Source organism: Flammeovirga agarivorans, assembly GCF_012641475.1.
Classification (GTDB): domain Bacteria; phylum Bacteroidota; class Bacteroidia; order Cytophagales; family Flammeovirgaceae; genus Flammeovirga; species Flammeovirga agarivorans.
Genome location: NZ_JABAIL010000002.1, coordinates 621,483 through 640,938 on the forward strand (window position 1 = coordinate 621,483; position 19,456 = coordinate 640,938).

16 protein-coding genes are annotated in these 19,456 nt (G+C 34.1%); 10 read left to right on the forward strand and 6 right to left on the reverse strand.

All coding sequences use genetic code 11. The features are described 5' to 3' along the window. Window positions 1-182 precede the first annotated feature (182 nt). Both HGP29_RS07295 and ndk read left to right on the forward strand, forming a co-directional pair. Window positions 183-1,964 carry an ABC transporter ATP-binding protein gene (locus HGP29_RS07295; RefSeq protein WP_168882088.1) on the forward strand — a complete coding sequence of 594 codons (1,782 nt, stop codon included), beginning with the start codon at window positions 183-185 and terminating at the stop codon, window positions 1,962-1,964. A 274-nt stretch (window positions 1,965-2,238) separates the two neighbouring features. Next, the gene (gene ndk, locus HGP29_RS07300) at window positions 2,239-2,712 is read left to right on the forward strand and encodes a nucleoside-diphosphate kinase (protein WP_168881712.1); all 474 of its coding nucleotides are present in this window, start codon (window positions 2,239-2,241) and stop codon (window positions 2,710-2,712) included. 792 nt (window positions 2,713-3,504) lie between these two features. Here ndk and HGP29_RS07305 read toward each other — a convergent pair. Continuing rightward, the gene (locus tag HGP29_RS07305; protein ID WP_168881713.1) at window positions 3,505-4,737 is read right to left on the reverse strand and encodes an ABC transporter permease; all 1,233 of its coding nucleotides are present in this window, start codon (window positions 4,735-4,737) and stop codon (window positions 3,505-3,507) included. 245 nt (window positions 4,738-4,982) lie between these two features. Between HGP29_RS07305 and HGP29_RS07310 the strand changes: the two genes are divergently transcribed. The 5 genes from HGP29_RS07310 to HGP29_RS07330 all read left to right on the forward strand — a co-directional run bounded on the left by HGP29_RS07310 (window position 4,983) and on the right by HGP29_RS07330 (window position 8,779). After that, on the forward strand, window positions 4,983-6,242 hold the full coding sequence (locus HGP29_RS07310) for an asparagine synthetase B (protein WP_168881714.1): 1,260 nt from the start codon (window positions 4,983-4,985) through the stop codon (window positions 6,240-6,242). 100 nt (window positions 6,243-6,342) lie between these two features. After that, entirely contained in the window at window positions 6,343-6,546 is a 204-nt protein-coding gene (locus HGP29_RS07315; RefSeq protein ID WP_168881715.1) for a hypothetical protein, read from the forward strand. A 1-nt stretch (window position 6,547) separates the two neighbouring features. Then, the gene (locus HGP29_RS07320; RefSeq protein ID WP_168881716.1) at window positions 6,548-6,913 is read left to right on the forward strand and encodes a hypothetical protein; all 366 of its coding nucleotides are present in this window, start codon (window positions 6,548-6,550) and stop codon (window positions 6,911-6,913) included. Between the two features lies 1 nt (window position 6,914). Beyond that, window positions 6,915-7,961: a Rieske 2Fe-2S domain-containing protein gene (locus HGP29_RS07325; RefSeq protein WP_168881717.1), complete on the forward strand. Its 1,047-nt coding sequence runs from the start codon at window positions 6,915-6,917 to the stop codon at window positions 7,959-7,961. Further along, window positions 7,961-8,779, forward strand: a complete 819-nt coding sequence (locus HGP29_RS07330; protein WP_168881718.1) for a hypothetical protein — start codon at window positions 7,961-7,963, stop codon at window positions 8,777-8,779. The genes HGP29_RS07325 and HGP29_RS07330 overlap by 1 nt, the downstream gene beginning before the upstream one ends. A gap of 39 nt (window positions 8,780-8,818) precedes the next feature. On the opposite strand, the gene HGP29_RS07335 is transcribed toward HGP29_RS07330, so the two are convergent. Then, entirely contained in the window at window positions 8,819-9,685 is an 867-nt protein-coding gene (locus HGP29_RS07335) for a hypothetical protein (RefSeq protein ID WP_168881719.1), read from the reverse strand. Between the two features lie 137 nt (window positions 9,686-9,822). Next, the gene (gene rimO, locus HGP29_RS07340) at window positions 9,823-11,139 is read right to left on the reverse strand and encodes a 30S ribosomal protein S12 methylthiotransferase RimO (RefSeq protein ID WP_168881720.1); all 1,317 of its coding nucleotides are present in this window, start codon (window positions 11,137-11,139) and stop codon (window positions 9,823-9,825) included. Between the two features lie 307 nt (window positions 11,140-11,446). Between rimO and HGP29_RS07345 the strand changes: the two genes are divergently transcribed. Then, entirely contained in the window at window positions 11,447-13,762 is a 2,316-nt protein-coding gene (locus HGP29_RS07345; RefSeq protein WP_168881721.1) for a cache domain-containing protein, read from the forward strand. A 5-nt stretch (window positions 13,763-13,767) separates the two neighbouring features. Continuing rightward, complete coding sequence (rsmH, locus tag HGP29_RS07350) at window positions 13,768-14,703, forward strand: 16S rRNA (cytosine(1402)-N(4))-methyltransferase RsmH (protein WP_168881722.1); 936 nt, start codon at window positions 13,768-13,770, stop codon at window positions 14,701-14,703. A 45-nt stretch (window positions 14,704-14,748) separates the two neighbouring features. Here the strand turns inward: rsmH and HGP29_RS07355 are convergent, their stop codons facing one another. Next, window positions 14,749-17,160, reverse strand: coding sequence for a TonB-dependent receptor (locus HGP29_RS07355; RefSeq protein ID WP_168881723.1), 2,412 nt, complete (start codon window positions 17,158-17,160; stop codon window positions 14,749-14,751). Window positions 17,161-17,405: 245 nt separating this feature from the next. Between HGP29_RS07355 and HGP29_RS07360 the strand changes: the two genes are divergently transcribed. Next, the gene (locus HGP29_RS07360) at window positions 17,406-18,272 is read left to right on the forward strand and encodes an SDR family oxidoreductase (RefSeq protein WP_168881724.1); all 867 of its coding nucleotides are present in this window, start codon (window positions 17,406-17,408) and stop codon (window positions 18,270-18,272) included. A 58-nt stretch (window positions 18,273-18,330) separates the two neighbouring features. Here HGP29_RS07360 and HGP29_RS07365 read toward each other — a convergent pair whose 3' ends face one another. Beyond that, window positions 18,331-18,837 carry an OmpH family outer membrane protein gene (locus HGP29_RS07365; RefSeq protein ID WP_168881725.1) on the reverse strand — a complete coding sequence of 169 codons (507 nt, stop codon included), beginning with the start codon at window positions 18,835-18,837 and terminating at the stop codon, window positions 18,331-18,333. Window positions 18,838-18,873: 36 nt separating this feature from the next. Then, window positions 18,874-19,389, reverse strand: a complete 516-nt coding sequence (locus tag HGP29_RS07370; protein ID WP_168881726.1) for an OmpH family outer membrane protein — start codon at window positions 19,387-19,389, stop codon at window positions 18,874-18,876. Between the last annotated feature and the right edge of the window lie 67 nt (window positions 19,390-19,456).

The window sequence follows — 19,456 nt, forward strand, 5'->3', positions numbered from 1 at the left end:
AAAGTAAAATTTGTAGCATTTTTTATTCACAACAACTACCTCAAATTTTCAAAAAAACTTCCCACTCTTACTTCATTCATATTTTTTAAATGAATATCCACAAAAAAGGTAATATAAGTCATAAAAATGTCGTTCATTTGCAATTCGAACAAGCATTAAACATTGTGGGAGTATTTAGAAATATGTCGCGAAAGGACTCTGGAGAGAAAAAAGCGCGTTTAGATAAAGGAAGTATAAAGAAATTAAGAGGTGTTTTTAGATTTATGATGCCCTACAAAGGCATTTTCACACTCGGCTTAATCTGTCTCTTCTTCTCAAGTACAATTTTACTAGCACTACCAAAGTTAATTGGTACTTTGATGGATACAGCACAAGGTATTGTCACAATTCCTTGGCTACCTGATTTAACTTCAGTAGGCTTTGCACTCATCGCTGTATTATTTCTTCAAAGTTTATTCTCATTTGCAAGAGTATATCTTTTCGCTAAAGTAAACGAGAATGCTATAGCAGATTTACGAGGTGCTTTATATCAAAAATTCATGTCACTACCCATGTCTTTTTATGACAGGAATAGATCTGGCGAACTTTTCAGTAGAATTACTTCTGATGTTTCTGTACTTCAAGATACTTTTTCAACTACTCTAGCTGAATTATTTAGGCAACTTGCCACTTTAGTTTTTGGCGTAGTTATTTTATTCATGGAAAATCCAAAGTTGACGTTCTTTATGATGTTGACTTTCCCAGTACTTATCATTTTTGCTATCATCTTTGGTAAGTTTATTCGTAAGCTTTCAAAAGGTACACAAGATGCATTAGCAAAGGCCAATGTGATTGTTGAAGAAACTATTCAATCTATCGGTACTGTAAAAACTTTCGCGAACGAAGACTTTGAAGTCAACCGATACAACAGCAATTTATCGGGAGTTGTGAATATCGCCTTAAAAGCAGCAACATATAAAGGTACATTTATCTCATTCATCATTTTCGTATTGATGGGAGGTATCATTGGAGTATTATGGTATGGTACTTACATGGTGTCTCAAGGAGAAATCACGATTGGAGACTTAACCTCATTTGTATTGTATACGATGTTCATTGGAGGTTCAATTGGTGGCTTAGGAGATATTTATGGCAACTTACAAAAAGCTGTAGGTGCAACAGATCGAGTTGAAGAAATTTTAGCAGCAGAATCTGAACATGAAATTGACAAAGAAAACATTCCAAGATTAGAAGGAAATATTACTTTCAAGGATGTACGTTTCTCATACCCTACTAGAAAGGAGATTGAGGTATTGAAAGGTGTCAACCTACATATAAGCAAAGGTGAAAAAGTTGCTCTTGTTGGTAAGTCTGGTGGAGGTAAATCTACAATGGCACACCTATTACAACGTTTTTATGAAATTGAAGGTGGAGATCTTCTCATTGATGATAAATCGGCCAAAGATTATAACCTTATCGGATTCCGTAAACATGTAGGAGTTGTTCCTCAAGAAGTACTACTATTTGGTGGTTCTATTGAAGAAAATATCCGCTATGGTAATCCAGAAGCGACAAAGGAAATGATCATTGAAGCAGCTAAAAAAGCTAATGCCTTAGAATTCATCAATTCTTTCCCAGAAGGGTTTGAAACACTTGTAGGTGAAAGAGGTGTAAAACTATCTGGTGGACAAAGACAAAGAATTGCAATTGCTAGAGCGATCTTAAAAGATCCTGCTATATTGATCTTGGATGAAGCAACTTCTGCATTGGATATTGAGTCTGAAAAGTTAGTACAGGATGCTTTAGAGACGCTAATGGAAGGCAGAACTAGTTTGATCATTGCCCACCGTTTATCGACGATTAGAAATGCACACAAAATTGCGGTATTAGATAATGGTGTGATTTCTGAAATCGGTAAACACGATGAGTTAATGGAAAAAGAAGATGGAGCATATAATAAGTTGATCCAACTTCAAGAATTTTAAATTAATGCAATTTAAGAGTTAAACTACTCTAGTAATCTCATAAATCACTGATAATTAAGCAGTAGAAAAACCTGCTAATAGATATTTAAAAATAAGGTTAGAGGTCGAAATTTACATCGATCAACTAACCTTATTTTTTATTTGGTAATTTTTAGTCTTCTATATAAGTTTGTTTACAAATTATGAATAACACATCTATACATAACCCTATAGCTTTTTATTTATTCATAACACATAAAAAATAATCGATAACAATAATAGACACAAACAAATTATGGAAAACTACGCACCTAAAAAGGGAACTTTCACTTTTACTATGATTAAGCCTGGAGAAGAAAACCAAGATTACATTGGTGAAATCTTAACGATGATTCATGATGCAGGCTTCCGTATCCAAGCAATGAAAATGGTAAGGTTACGTACGAAACAAGCTGAAATGTTTTACCGCCACTTGTCTGACCAACCGTTCTTTCAAGATGTAGTAAATTACATGACTTCAGGACCTGTAGTTGCAGCCGTATTGGAAAAAGACAATGCAGTAGCTGACTACCGTAAATTGATTGGTGCAACAGATCCAACAAAAGCAGAAGACGGTACAATCCGTAAACGTTTTGCAAGATCAACTGATAGAAATGTTGTTCATGGTTCTGATTCTGATGACAATGCAGCTGAGGAAGCAACATTCTTCTTTTCTATGGGAGAACGTTACAACAATGAAGGACACTGTTTCTTTGGATGGGGTAACTAAGCTGAAATAGCATTCATATAAAAATAAAAAGTAGTCACGTCGACAAAAGGGGTGACTACTTTTTTTATAAAAAACATTCGGAGAATCTCTGAAAGCTTTAATAAATTGATATGAAAATTTTGTTTTACTTATTGTTTTTTTGAAGTAGGTAAGATGAAATTAACTTGACATCTTCCTGCGTCATTATATCGTGATCTATTATTTCTTCATTGTCTGAAATAGTTCTTTTCTTTTGAGACTTCATGATATTAAGATTTTTAAGTTCTGTTCAATTGTGATATATCTATTTGAACGCATTAAGTCTCTACCCGTTTGTGCTTTAAAGTTCAAAGTTTTTACCAAAAAGGTCAGATTAAATTGAGGTGCTATTTGTATTAAACAAAGAAAAAACAAAACATTTTAAATAACTGAAAATCAATTATTTCAAATACCATCTTAATATTGTTAACATATTATAATCGTCGTTTATTAATGATTACAAATGTTGTAAAAACAGGTCAACACGCATAAATTGAGGTATCAAAATACAAAAGCAACAAAGAAATGAATACCAAAAACAGCTATCTATAAAGAAAATTATTTCTTCCAACGCTTATTTATCACTTAAATTATCCAATGATTTACGGTAGTACCGAAAATCAATCAGAACCATTTTGCCTGTAGAAATTTAATACAAAGAAATCAATCATTATAAAATGAATTGACCTGTTTTTTGTATCACAATATTAATAGTGTTATACCTTAGATTCTTTACCTGGCCCTCATAAATGTTTTGCATTCTATGAGGGTGTTTTATTCAAACCTAAGTGATTCAATAGGATCTAATCTTGATGCTTTATTTGCTGGGTAAAACCCTGAAACAACTCCTACAACAACACAAACTACTATTGACACAATTAACCAGAACCAAGGAAATATAAAACCTTCGGTATCCATAAACTTAGCTAATACATTACCGATTAAGGCTCCAAAAAACGTCCCAAAAAGTCCTCCAATTAAACAGATAAAAATTGCTTCCATAAGGAATTGCTGTCTAATTGCAAAAGGTGTTGCTCCCAAAGACTTACGAATGCCTATCTCTCTTGTACGTTCAGTTACAGACACCATCATAATATTCATCAAACCGATAGATGCCCCTAACAATGTCACAATCGCAATAGCAAAACCTCCGATTCTAAGTTGCATTGTCATTTCATTAAATTCAGAGTTTAAAGAATCACTTCTTTTTATCTCAAAGGAATCTGGTTTTCCAAGTTGATCTCTTCTGATGATTCGCATTGTGCCTCTTGCTTCAGACATAGCATAATCAATACCTCTAGGATCTGTAGTATTTATTGTTGCTTTATAATATAAACTTTGCTGTGTAGCGAACTTATTAGCATTAAGAAGAGGAATAAACACCTGTCTATCGGCATCACCTCCACCAATACCTCCTTTCTCTTCCACGACTCCAATCACCCTAAACTTTTTACCTTTGAAACCGATAGCCTTATCAATAGGGTCTTCATCTTTTTCAAATAAGTTAGTATAAACCTCTTTTGAGATAATTGCTACATTTTGACCTTGAGATAATTCGATATTTGAGAACTCTCTACCATCTTTTATCTTATACCCATTATTTTTTAGGTACATATCATCGATACCCGTTACACTGTAATTGGGTGTTGTTTTTTTAGATAATCTTTTGATTTCCAATGAACCAGCGACCAAAGCTTCAAGGCTTACCTTACCTTCTACAGGTAATGATTCCTTTAATTTCTTCATTTGTTCGTAAGAAATGATATTCTTTTTTGCTAATTTTTTTCCAAAAGCACCTCTTCTTCTAGTTACATCTGAGATTTCAAAATTATTTACACCCAAGTCTGCCATACCAGAATTTATAGATTCATTAACGGCATCAATTGCTGTCATTATTCCGACCAAAGCCATAATACCGATAGCAATCATTGTAGATGTCAAGAATGAGCGAAGTTTATTTGCTTTTACAGAACTGAAAGCTTCAAATATATAAATTAAAATATTCATCGAATAAATCAGGTTTTCTTAGTTAAGTACAATTTATTTCCCTTCACTTTTTTTGAATTTTCAAACAAAAAGTACAATGTAATATTTTCATCAAAAAGTGACTTTTTCTAAAGTCATCAGAGAAAAAACAATTGTAACTTAAAGATAGTTAAAAAGTTGAAAAAGAATCAGTTTAACTTTCCTGTTAATCTATTTAGTCTATTTAGCCCCAATTAACACTATAAAACCCTACTAAACAATAATGCATGAAGACCATTATCTCACTTTGCTTTCTGCTATTGGCACAACTACATACTTTCGGATCTCATATACTTGTGCCAATGGATCAAGAACAAACTAACCACCTAAAGGCTTATGGAGTCACTTTTTGGGTTCTTGGACAAGAAGTGGAAGCCGATTGGCTACTCAATTACAGAGGTGGTAGTTTTATGTTTAAAAATCTACCCTTATTTGAACAAGAGCTTGTGATTAGGGGTGTAAGTTATGATGTGATTTCTGACGCTCAAGCTATTCAAATTAAAGAAGAAATTGCACACCCAGAATCCAATATGGATCTAATGAGATTAGACGCTGTACCTAGTATTGCTGTTTACTCTCCGCCCTCTAAACAACCTTGGGACGATGCCGTAACCTTGGTACTTACATATGCAGAGATTCCTTATGATGTCATCTTCGACGATGAAGTAATGGCAGATCTCTTACCTAAATATGATTGGCTTCACCTTCATCATGAAGATTTTACGGGTCAATATGGTAAGTTCTATGCTACTTATGGACGAGAAGCCTGGTACATTGAAGCACAAAATCAATTTGAAGAATCAGCAAAAAGACATGGATTTGAGAAAGTTTCTCACCTAAAAAGTGCTGTAGTAAAGAAAATTAGAGATTTCTGTGCAGGAGGAGGGTTCTTATTTGCCATGTGCTCTGCTACAGACACTTATGACATCGCTTTAGCAGCAGATAATGTTGATATCTGTGATTACATGTATGATGGCGATGGTGTTGACGAAAATGTTCATGACAAATTAAATTATAAGAACACTTTCGCATTTAAAGACTTTAAAATAAAACTCGACCCCTATCAATACGAATACTCACAGATAGATAACCAATCTTATGAAAGAGGCTTAAGAGAAGAAAATGATTACTTTGAATTATTCACTTTCTCTGCAAAATGGGATCCTGTTCCTACGATGTTAACTCAGAACCATGAGAAACAAGTTAAAGGTTTTATGGGACAGACAACTGCTTTCAAAAAGCATTTAATAAAAAGTGATGTTATTATTTTAGGAGAATGTGAGGCAGCCAAAGAAGCCAGATATATCCATGGTACTTATGGCAAAGGAACTTGGACTTTCTTCGGGGGACATGATCCAGAAGATTACCGTCATTTTGTTGGTGAGGAGCCAACAGATCTAAATCTTCATCCTAATTCTCCTGGTTATCGATTAATCTTGAATAACATTCTCTTCCCTGCCGCGAAGAAAAAGAAACAAAAAACCTGATACTACTTTTACTACTATCTATACGAAGCACTTGTTGGAAATCGACAAGTGCTTTTTCTTTATTTTAATGTTTACAGAAAAAGTAGTATTTTGATAGTCAATGGAACAACTCATCAAAATAACTATTCAGGTTTCTCAATTCTATCTATTTATAGGAATTCTCTTTGCTATCTTTTTTATCCTAAGAGGAGGAAAAAACTTAGATACCAAGTATAGCAATGCTCCTATTGTTGCAAAGATCATATGGATACCTGCAACGATATTATTATGGGTTTACTTACTTCCAAAAACAATTCGAAAATAAAATGAACACCCAATTAAGGAATCAACATATTTTTTTATGGCTAATTATTGCTATTATTCTACCTACAGGGCTTCTTATTTCCACAGAAATTCCTTCCTCATACCTTTCGAACTTTGACAATTCAAAAGCAACTTCAGACGTTAATTATTATGTGGAAGGAAATCATCTCACTTTTCAAGTCTTTCACCCATTTAAAGCTCCTACTGTGTTTTTATATGCTATTGAAAAGAACAACAAAGAGCATTTTTTGGGTGATGTTACAGCAAAAGGAAATTTTCACTTCAAGATACCGAGTAATACTATTTCATTAAAAGTATTTGATCAACACAATAAAATATCTCTCATTCAACTGTCATTAAAAAGGTAATATGTCTCTTGAATATAAATCTGTCCTATGGAATCCTCAAAAAAAGAGATATGATTCATGGATTGCATTGGGCATCATTATATATATATTAAGTTTTGCAGGGTTTACAGCAATCACACAAAAAGATTGTACCATAGAAACACTGATCATAAGAAGTTTTGGTTCGCTAAGTATAACAATGCTTCAACTAATATTGTGCATTGGGCCTTTATGCAGACTATCCCATTATTTCTTACCCCTTCTCTACAATAGAAGACATTTGGGTGTTGCGATGTTCTTTATGGCATTGACTCATGGTATATTTTCATTAATTCAATTCCATGCATTAGGTAATGAGGGAATTATCAACTCCCTTTTCACTTCCAATTTAGACTATGATCATTCTAGTGATTTCCCTTTTCAGACATTAGGCTTTTTTGCTCTTGTTATATTATTCCTAATGGCTTCAACAAGTCATGATTTTTGGAACAAACACCTAGGAGCTATATTATGGAAGAGGCTTCATATGTTTGTCTATATCGCTTATACCTTGGTAGCTTTTCATGTATTGTTAGGAGCTTATCAACAAGACCACCAATTGTATTTAATACTTCAGGTCGGCATTGGAAGTGGAATATTGATCACTTTACATCTCATAACAGGTATTGCTGAATGGACTAGTGACAGAGAGTTTCTAAGGTCACATAATCGAGTAGATAAAAACGGCTACATCTATATTTGCCTTATCGATGATATTGATGAAAACTGTGCAAAGGTTGTTCAACTGGGAAATGAAAGAATTGCTATTTTCAAGTATGACAATAAAGTTTCTGCGGTGTCAAATGTTTGTAAGCATCAAAATGGTCCATTAGGTGAAGGTAAAATAATTGACGGCTGTATTACTTGTCCATGGCATGGTTACCAATACAACCCAGAAAATGGACAGTCTCCACCTCCTTTTACTGAAACCATAAATACCTATGATGTAAAATTAAAAGGTAAAGAAGTTTTTGTACACCCTGTTCCACTTGGCGAAGGAGTACCATCCAACCCAAAAACAATACGATAATGAAAGGATTTTACATTGGTTACATCAATCAATTAAAAGGAAAATATAGAAAGTTTACACTCATTGGTGCAGCTTCATTTCTTATACTTTTATTTATTAGTTGCTTTTCATTTGGCTTTTTCCAAGAGCATTTTACCAATGGGGTTTTCGAAATAAATAGAGAAACTACTTTTACAGGAAAACTATATATGCAGCCATTTCCTTTTATTCGAGTAGAAATTGAGAAGGGATACTTCAAAGATATCATGCTAGTTAAGCAAGGAAAGTTTGGTATTTCTGAAGATGATATGGATATCAAAAATCTTAATAACAGTGCCGTCGATATTACCGGGCACCTTATCTATTTTAATGGACAAAATGTATTGGAAGTTACCGATATTCAATCATCAGATAAAGTGATTAATATTAAACCACCAACCTTTATTAATCAAGGAGTCTTGGAAGTTACAGGGGAAATTGTAGATCCAAAGTGCTATTTCGGAGTTATGAAACCTGGTTTTGGGAAAATACATAGATCTTGTGCTATTCGTTGCCTATCGGGGAATATACCTGCTGTTTTAGTACACCGGAATGAAAATGGTTTTGAATCTTATTTTGTGATTACCTATCCAAATCTAAAAATAGACAACACTCCTATTTTAAAATTAATTGGAAAAACTGTTCGACTAAAAGGTAAAGTAAGAAAAGGAAGAAATTGGCATTTATTACAGTATTCTGAGGCCATGCATCCACTTATCATCAAAGAACAAGCTTTCTCCTATTATCAAGAGAACTCTTCTCCTCCAGAGGAAGAACACCTTTGTATCACAGCAAAATAAAAAAGGGATGTATATTTTCTATACATCCCTTTTTTCTAACTACCAATCTTGATCAGATTCTGACTTTTTACCAGATCGTTTCTTCTGTTGTTGGAAGTATTGTACTTCATTATTTTTTAAGGCATCAAGGATCATTTCAGCTTGTTCTTTCGGCATATTTATTTCTTGCATACGCTGATTAAACATTTCTTGCTGCTGCTCTTTTTCTTTTTGCTCCCTCTCCTCTTCTGTTTCTTGAGGTTCATCTTGAGGTTGCTCATCTTGCTGTTTATTTTCTCCTTGATCTTTTTGCTGCTGATCTTCGTTCTCCTGCTGTTGATCTTTATTCTCTTGATCCTGTTGATCTTCTTGATCTTGCTGATCCTGATTCTGATCTTGTTGTTGATCTTCCTGATCCTGCTTATCCTGGTTTTGATCTTGCTGGTCTTGATTTTGATCCTGATTCTGATCTTGGTTTTGCTCGTCTTGCTGCTGTTTTTGTTTAAGCAACAACTCATAATTGTAACGAGCCTGAAGATTTGATGGATCTTTCTTCATCGCTGCCTTAGTAAACTCTAATGCCTCTTCAAGCTTTTGCTCCTGTGACTTAATGACTCCCAATTGCTGATTAGCAATAGAAGCTATTTTTTTGTCTGCAGCATTCTGAATATTAGCATAGCGTTTTGTAGCATTTTCGTAATCTTCGGACATAAAATAAGCATGAGCTAAATCCAACATAGCTGCATCATCTTTCTCACCAAGAGAGTCCAAAAGCATACTATATTCTGAAATAGCTGTCTTATAGTCTTTCGACTTAAACGCTGATTCGGCTGCTGACTTGTGTTTATTGACAGTAGCAATCCTTGAAATCCCGTTATTGTCAGAAAATAAAGTTAAAACGATGAGTAACGAAAGAATCGCGTGCATAACTCTTTATTGTTAAAAAATCTTATAGATCATTTTATAGATAAGGAAAGACGTGAAAATGGGAGAGAATATCTCATTTTTCACGTCTTTCTTATATAATTATCTATTGTAAGATTTTCTGATCACTTTTTCAAGTATTATACGATTTCACCGTATAAATCAAATGGTTCAACGTTCGTGATTTTCACATTTGCGAAATCACCTAAACGAACGTGATTTTCTTCAGAAACCGGAACTAAAACTTCATTATCAACCTCAGGAGAATCATATTCTGTACGACCTACGAAGTAACCTCCTTCAATCTTATCAAATAATACTTTGTAAGTTTTACCGATCTTTTCTTGATTCAAAGTAAGTGAAATATCTTCCTGTATGGCCATGATCTCATCTGCGCGCTCTTGTTTAACATCATCAGGAATTGTGTCTTCCATAGTGTCTCCTGCATGCGTATCTTCTTCATGAGAGTAAGCAAATACACCTACTCTTTCAAACTTCATTCTTTCAACAAAGTCTAACATTTCTTCGAACTCTTCTTCTGTTTCACCTGGATGACCAGTAATTAGAGTAGTACGAATAGCAATGTCTGGAATACGCTTACGGATTTCATTAATCAATTCCTCTTGCTTTTCTCTAGTAGTACCTCTACGCATTCTCTTCAACATTTCTGTTGAACCATGTTGTAAAGGAATATCAAGATAGTTAGCAATATTATCTCTTTCTTTCATTACATCGATAACATCCATAGGGAAGCCAGTTGGGTAAGCATAGTGCAAACGGATCCAATCTAATCCTTCCACATCTGAAAGTGCTCTTAATAAATCAGCTAAACGACGTTTCTTATAAATATCAAGACCATAGTAAGTTAAGTCTTGAGCGATTAATAAAATTTCTTTTACTCCTTTCGCTACCATATCTTCTGCTTGTTTCACCAAGTCTTCAATAGGTGTTGAAACATGCTTACCACGCATCAATGGTATTGCACAGAAAGAACAAGGACGATCACAACCTTCTGCAATTTTAAGGTAGCCGTAATGCTTATCTGTAGTCAGCAATCTTTCACCTAGAAGTTCCTTTTTATAGTCAGCTTTTAACGCTTTCAATAAATTAGGCACTTCTCTTGTTCCAAAAAATGCATCTACCTCAGGAATTTCTTGAACTAGATCTTCCTTATATCTTTCAGATAAACAGCCAGAAACATACACCTTATCTACTAAACCTTCCTTCTTTGCTTCAGCATAACGAAGAATTGTTTCAATAGATTCAGTTTTCGCATGACCGATAAACCCACAAGTATTGATTAAGACAATATTAAACTTATCATCTTCCATCTCATGTTCTACGGCAATGCCATTTCCTTTCAATTGTGTCATAATTACCTCCGAGTCAACAATGTTTTTTGAACATCCAAGTGTAATTATATTGACTTTATTTTCTTTAAGTGTTCTGGTTTTCAAGAGATTACTTATTTACGAATTCTAATTCCGATTTACGATTTGCAAAAGTATTAGATTATTAGGTGCTTAACAACCTATTTGTCAAAGAGATGTAAATCATTTACTTCAATTAAGAAAAAAAATAAGGAATTGATCAGAATTATCGGACTTCACTAAATTAGCCCAGTTATATAATTCTTAAAAAACGTTGATTTTAAACTTATTTGTTATCCAATATTATAAAAAAGCGATATTTTTGTAACGACTAGATTATTCTAAGACATCGGAATATTTTTTTAGCCTATCACGAAATCATTGAAATAAATTTATGAAGCTCTTTGAGCAAAACAATATAAATAGTCAGGACAATAAAGAGCACATTTCAGAAGCGACCTTTATTCCTGTAATGACCCTTTCAGTAATTGCAATTACCTTCCTTGTCGGCATATGGTCTATTAAAGAATTAAGTGACTATAAAGCTGATGTAGAGCGGCTTGAAACCGAATTTACAGAAAATCAAAAGCGTGTTACTAGAAATGAGGTTGAAAACTCTGCCAAATACATTCGTTACCTAGAAAAAAATACTGAAAAGCATTTAAGGAAAACATTAAAAAATAGAGTAGATGAGGCTTATCTTATTATGACTAACATCTACGAAAGAAATAAAAACAAACTCCCTAAAAAGGTAATTGTTGAATTGATAAAAGACTCGCTTTACCCTATCCGATTCAACAATAAAAGAGGTTATTATTTTATTGATCACATTAGTGGTTACTCTGTAATGAATGCCTCAGAACCAGATGCAGCCGGTGAGTACATTCTCGACTACCAAGATGCTAAAGGAAACTATTTTATTAGGGAACAAATGGAAATTGCCAAGACAAAAGGTAGTGGCTATTTCAATTACTATTGGAAAAAACCAGATCAAAAAGACGAGGAACAGTATCCTAAAACATCATATATAAGATATTTCAAGCCCTTAGGCTTAGTCATAGGTACTGGAGAATATATGGACAATGTTACTAAAGACATGCAAAAACAAGCTTTAGAACGTATGTCTTCAGTGCATTTTGGAAAAGATGGCTACCTGTTTGTCAATAAAAGAGGACATCCATTGCTTCAAAGATGGAAGTACTATGAAAAGGCTAAGACCATCACACCAAAGCAACTCAATTCTTTACCTATCACAGACGAAAATGGCGATACCACTTATTTCAAAGATATCCCATTCGAAATGATGAATAAGAAAAAGAATGGAGGGTTTTATTATTATAACTATAGAAAACCAAACAGTCAGGAGGTCACCAAAAAGTTCTCCTATATCCTCTATTTCAAAGAATGGGACTGGACTATTGGTGCTGGTGTTTATTTAGATGAATTAGACGAACAAATTGCAGCTAAAAGAACTCTATTAATTAATGAGCTAACCACAGAGTTGTTTAGAATTCTATCTTTATCTACACTATTGATTGCTATTTTATGGTGGAGGTTAAGAAAAGTAGCAACAGGCATCACAAATAATATTCATGAATTTGCTTCTTTCTTTGATACAGCATCGAAAGAACATGTAAAGATCAATAAAGATCGTTTAGCCTATGCAGAATTTGATCAATTGGCCAATCTAGCCAATAAAATGCTAGACGAGAGAGAAAACGATAAGAAGAAAATTATTGAAGCTTACCATGAAATTCAAACTTCTGAAGAAGAGCTAAGACAACAGTCGGAAAGCCTCCTTTATACTAACCAGAAGTTGGAAGAAGCCATGAAAGAAGTGAAGGCGACCCAAGTTCAACTGATTAATTCAGAAAAAATGGCCTCTTTAGGTCAATTAACAGCGGGAATCGCTCACGAGATCAATAATCCCATTAACTTTGTGTCTTCTAATGTTCAACCATTGAAAGACGATATCGACGATATCATCACTTTACTACATCAATGTAATCACCTGATCAATATGTATGAAAAGGGTGAAGACATTAAAGATAAAGTAAAAGAGATCAATGTATTGGCAGAAGAAATTGAAGTGGATATTCTTACCGATGAGATCAAGCAATTAATCAATGGTATAGAAGAAGGTGCACAAAGAACAAAAGAAATCGTTTTAGGGTTAAGAACTTTCTCAAGATTAGACGAGGATACATTCAAACATGCCAATATCAATGACGGCATGCAGTCTACTTTGACTATTCTTAATAATAAAGCGAAAAAGAAAGATGTAACCATCAATGTTGATTTACAAGATGACCTACCGGAAATCGAATGTTTACCAGGTAGAGTAAATCAAGTCTTTATGAATATCATCAACAATGCAATTCAAGCTGTCGATGAAGATAAAGGGATCATTGAGGTGAAGACAAGATTCACACAAGGTGACGACCATATCAGTATTTCGATAAAAGATAATGGTAAAGGAATGCACCAAGCAGTGATTGACAAGATATTTGATCCGTTCTTCACAACAAAAGAAGTAGGAGAAGGTACCGGTCTTGGTCTTTCAATATCATATGGTATTATCGAGAAACATGGTGGTCGCATTATGGTTTCAAGTAAGCCAAAAGACAATGAAGAAGATACTTCATCTTTTACTGAGTTCACCATTACACTTCCTATTAAAGGTAATAACGAATTAGAAAAACAGAGATAAATACTATGAGCGATTATCATGTTCCTGTAATGCTTCACGAATGTGTTGAAGGACTGAATATCGACCCTACCAAAACCTACGTTGATGTAACTTTTGGCGGTGGTGGTCACTCAAGAGAAATATTAAAACACTTAACAACAGGAAAATTGGTTGTATTCGATCAAGATCCTGATGCTAAGAAAAACGCAGAAGCTATCAATGATGATCGCTTAATATTCTGTGCTGCTAACTTCAGATACTTAAAACGTTATTTAAGACTTCACGGCATTAAAAGTGTTGCAGGTATTTTGGGTGATTTAGGTATTTCATCACATCAAATTGATGAAACATCTAGAGGATTCTCCACTCGAGGAGAAGCTCCTTTAGATATGAGAATGGCACAGTCTGGCTCTATTTCAGCCAAAGAAGTCATTAATGAATATGACGAAGGAAAATTGAAAGAGATATTTAAGTTGTATGGAGAGATTACACATGCAGGAAAAGCAGCAAGTTTAATCATCCATGCAAGAAGTGCAGGAACAATAGAAACTACACTTGACTTAATGAATGCTCTTCGACCGATGGCTCCAAGAGGAAAAGAAAACCGTTTCTTTGCTCAAGTATTTCAAGCGATTCGTATCGAAGTAAACGAAGAGCTAGAAACACTCAGAGAGATGTTAGAACAAGGGGCTGAGGTATTAGAAGAAGGAGGTCATTTTGTTATTGAATCGTATCATTCTTTAGAAGACCGCCTTGTTAAAAACTTTTTTAAAGCTGGTAACTTTGAAGGTAAACATGAAAAAGATTTTTATGGCAATATCCTTCGTCCATTAAAACCTTTAAAAAGTAAACCTATCACTGCTTCTAACGCTGAAATTGCTCAGAATAGAAGAGCTAGAAGTGCAAAATTAAGGATTGGAGTAAAACTCGCAGAAAATAATAATCCTAAAAGTGATATATAAAAAAAAGCCTTTCTCGATAACAGAAAGGCTTTTTTGTTTGGTCTCTTAATTTAATAAGTTTCCAATTCTTAAATCAATGTAAAACATTCTTGGAGTAATTGGGCCATATACAAATGCAGCATCCTTATCGATACCACTTACAAATGTAGACTGCATTTGATTAAATATATTCTTTACTCCAGCTCCAATCTGTATATTAGCTGATTTCGATAACTTTGTTAAATAAGAAACCTTTATCCCCATATCGAAAAATTGTTCAGTATCTATAAGTTCTTCATCAGTTGTCAGCTCCCCATCGATAAACCCGCCAGGAAGATAAGGTACGTACATACTACCTGTATAAACACCAGTCATTGAAACTGACCATTGACTTGTAATATTATAATCTGCACTTAGTGACCCATATTGATTCGGTGTTCTCAAAATATGTTTTGAAGTACTAGTTTCTTCATCACCCCATTGATTCTCCTCTTCATACATAGAGGTTTGAACAGTATAAGCTGCTTGAAAAGATAATTTTTCATTAGGAGCAATTCTACCTTCAAGGTTTACCCCTTGAACCACTGCATCTGATGTTGAATTTCTTTTGAAGAGAATCAGTGTTCCATCTTCCAAATAATCATATTGGTTATCAAATCGATCCTTTATTTTTGTGTAAAAACCTTCTATCAAAAAGTAAGTCTGAACATGACCAAAAGTCTTATCAAAATCCCAAGCTAAGTTATATGAAATAGAAGACTCTGGTTTCAGGTTAGGATCCAACTGTGTTCGTACTCCTTGACCACTTGTTACTTCAATATGCAAGTCTTCAGAGAACATTTGAGGGGCTCTAAACCCTGTAGCAAATCCTCCTCTCAACTGCATATTATCATTCAGTTTGTATTTTAAATTTATCCTTGGGTTAATAGAATTTACACTTTTATTATTTTGTTGGTTTTGATTATCAACTATATCAACAAAGTCCCAACGAGCACCTATCAATACAGACCATCGGTTGCTCATCCATTCATTTTGTGCAAACACAGCATAAGTATTTGATATCTGATCCGAAACTGTAGCATCATCCGTTACCTTCCCTAATTCTTCATCAAAATAAGACAGCTTCTTATCATTAATTTGGTCATTGATGTACTCAACTCCTGTTACAAAATAGGATCTCCCATTCAAGACATTACCAAGATTAATATTCAACTGAGATCCGGCTACTATCGTCTTCCCAGTTGTCAAACCAAATCCATCTTTTTGCTGATGTGCACCATAATAGCTATCTCTGTGTACATATTGTCCACTAAAATAGTTATTCAGATGAAGTTTATTTGACTTACTATACCAATCATGATTTAGCATCGCAGTACCAATATGCATGTCGATAGCTTCAGTAATATCAGCCTCTTCTTTTGGTTGATCTAACTTATTACCTCCTCTTCTTTTATCATGAGTATATTTTACATCCATGGATACTTTGTTATACTCTGAAAATTGATGATATACTTTAGTCCCTAATGAAAGTGTTTTCATTGCTGTTAATTCTGAAAAGTCATCTTTTATTGGCTCACCAATTGTATTTCCATCCTCATCTAATCGATAATAAATATCATTCGGGTTAGCATTCCAAGCATCTCTATTTCTATAAGATCCATAGATATAGCTAGATGTTTTATCATTCTTAGAGACTAACGAAGTGTTGAAATAAGCACTATAATCATGTGATTTACCATCTATTGTCCCAAAATTTGTCCCCACCTCATAAGAATTAAATTGAGGAGATTTTGTGATAATATTAACCGTACCACCTATTGCGTTAGCTCCATAAAGTACGGATCCCCCACCACGAACAACTTCTATTTGATCGATCATTGCTACAGGTATCTGTTCTAAACCATAAACACCTACTAAACCATTAAATAATGGTCTACTGTCAATAAGGATTTGGGTATAAGGGCCTTCTAAACCATTTAGTCTAAGTTGAGATGAGCCACAATTTCCACAAGTACTTTCTACTCTTGTACCTGGAATGTAGTTTAATCCTTCTGCTACAACTTTAAAGTTATTTTTAATGAGAAAATCACTTCCAACAACATTTACAACACTTGAGGTTTCTTGTCTGCTTTGTGATCTTCTACTACTCGATACGATCACTTCATTAAGTTCTAAATAGTCTTTGGATAGATTAAAATGGATATCATGATTGCTTCGAGTGGGTTTAAACTCCTTAATCATGTCTTTATACCCTACTACAGAGATTAAAAAAGTATACGTTTTTCCTTCCTCTAGCTCAATAAGGAAATGTCCATGATCATCTGAATAAACACCTTTCTGTCCATCATTAATAGAAACATTGGCAAAAGGTATATGCTCATTTCCACATGTAATATGCCCTTTTACCTTAATGGTATTACTAAATACAGAAGTGCTTACAAATAGTAGTAACAGATTGAATCTTAAGATAGTTTTCAAAGTATTAGCTTATTATTATTTAGATTAATTATTAATAACAGCAAATGTATTTAAGATATCTTCACAAACGATTGATCATTGTCATTAAATAATATTGATCATTATCAAATGATAAAACTGTTTGAATTAGAAATACAATATCACATTCCTACACCTTACTACGTCATCCTTACTTCAAACGATATAAACAAACATTTCTGCTTTTGCTTAAAGCTATATTTGAAAAACACATGATGAGAAATGATATGAATATTTTAATAACTGGAGCAGGAAGTGGTTTAGGTAGAGTTACTACAGAGGCTCTTTTAAAGAGTGGTTACAATGTGATTGCTTCGATGAGAGACTCCAAATCAAAAGGAATTCAGATAGTTAAAGAACTAGAGGCATTTTCCAAACAGACAAAAGGTACTTTATTTATTATTGAATTAGATGTTACTAGCACTACTTCTGTCAATCTCGCAATTTCCCAAATTGAAAGTGAGATAGGTCAAATTGACGTATTGATAAATAACGCAGGAATTGGTGGTACAGGATGGACTGAGGCTTTTCCCGAAGAACAATACAAACAAATTTTTGATGTAAATGTATTTGGTGTACAGAGAATGATGAGAGGCGTACTCCCCAGTATGAGAGAAAGAAAAGAAGGGTTGATTATCAATATTTCTAGCATTCAAGGACGAGTTGTATTCCCTTATTCAGGAATTTACACTGCTTCTAAGTTTGCCCTTGAAGGATTAACAGAAAGCTATCATTATGAATTGGCTCCTTTAGGTATCGATATTATCCTATTACAACCTGGAGGATTTAAAACCAGTTTCGAATCAAAACAAAGTGGTCCCTATGATAGGGATCGCCTTTTAGAATATGGAGAACTAAAAAATGCTCCCAACGATATCTGGGGAAACCCAGGTGAAGAGAAAGACTTTTTACCAAGTCCACAACTTATCCCTGAGGCGATTATGGATTTGATTGAAATGGAAAAAGGCAAAAGACCCTTGAGAACAACAGTTGATCCATTATTAAAAGGTATTGGAACAGTAGCAATCAACAAGGAGTGTTTATCAGCTCAAAAGGAACTTTCCGATTACCTAGAATGGGATATTAAAGTATAAGAAATAAAAAAGCCGTTGATCCATAAAATGATCAACGGCTTTTTTAGTAGTTATCCTACTATTTTACTTTTTCAATTACTGAAGCAGTAATATCGTCAGCACCATCGTTATATAATAACATATCTAATGGAATTACATATTGGTAACCTTTGGCTTTTGCTACTTCTGCAAGAGCTGCTCTAGCTCTGTCTTGAAGTGGAGTGAAAGCTTCGAATTGACGCTTCTGTAAGTTTTGTTGAGCGTTTTGTTGAAACTCTTGTAAGTTTCTTTGTAACAACTGTAACTCTTGTGTTTTTTGCTGAATAATTTCTGGTAACCAGTTTTGTTGGTTTTGTTGGAAATCAGCATATTTTGTTTGGAACTCTTGCTGTTGTTGTTGCATTGAAGCATACAACTGATTTTGGTAGCTTTCCAATTCTTTCATTTTTGTTTCAAATTCGGGAATTGAACGTACTACGCTATCAAGGTCAGCGTAAGCAAATATTTTTGTTTGAGCAGTACCCTCAGTAGATAAACCCATTAACATCACAGCGAAAAGTGATGCGAATAAAATTCTTAATTTCATAATTTCTTGTTTGTAAGTCTTTTATATTAACTTAGATTATTGACCATTCACTTTAGCAATCACCTTACCTGTGATATCTTCACCATTAGCATCGATCAAGAATGCTCCCACTCTTGCCATTATGCCTTCTGCAATTACCACAGAGTATCCTCCTTCTTTAGCGACAGCAGCAACATGTTCTTCAAGTTTTTTCATAAGAGGTGCCATAGCTTCATTTTGCTTTTTAGCAATCCCTTCTTGAGCTCTTTGCTGAAGTTGTTCTACTTCTAATTGAAGTTCTTGTAACTCCTTCTGTCCTTCTTCCAACTGCTGAGGAGACATTGTTTGTTGTCCCTGCATAAGCGTTTGGTACTTCTCCTGCATAGACTTCTGTTTCATCTCAATTTGAGTTTGAAACTGCTTAGCATAAGATTCGATAATCTTTTGCTGCGTCTTGAACTCTTGCATTGAGGTGATCACACTATCCTCGTTAATATAAGCCACTTTTTGTTGGGCCATAGCTACAGAAGACAGCATCATCAACGACCAAATCGCAAATAAGATTTTCTTCATTTTTTACTAAAAATTTCTTCGTTTATATGTAAAACTATACTCTAAGGAAAGTTTCGATGCAAAAATA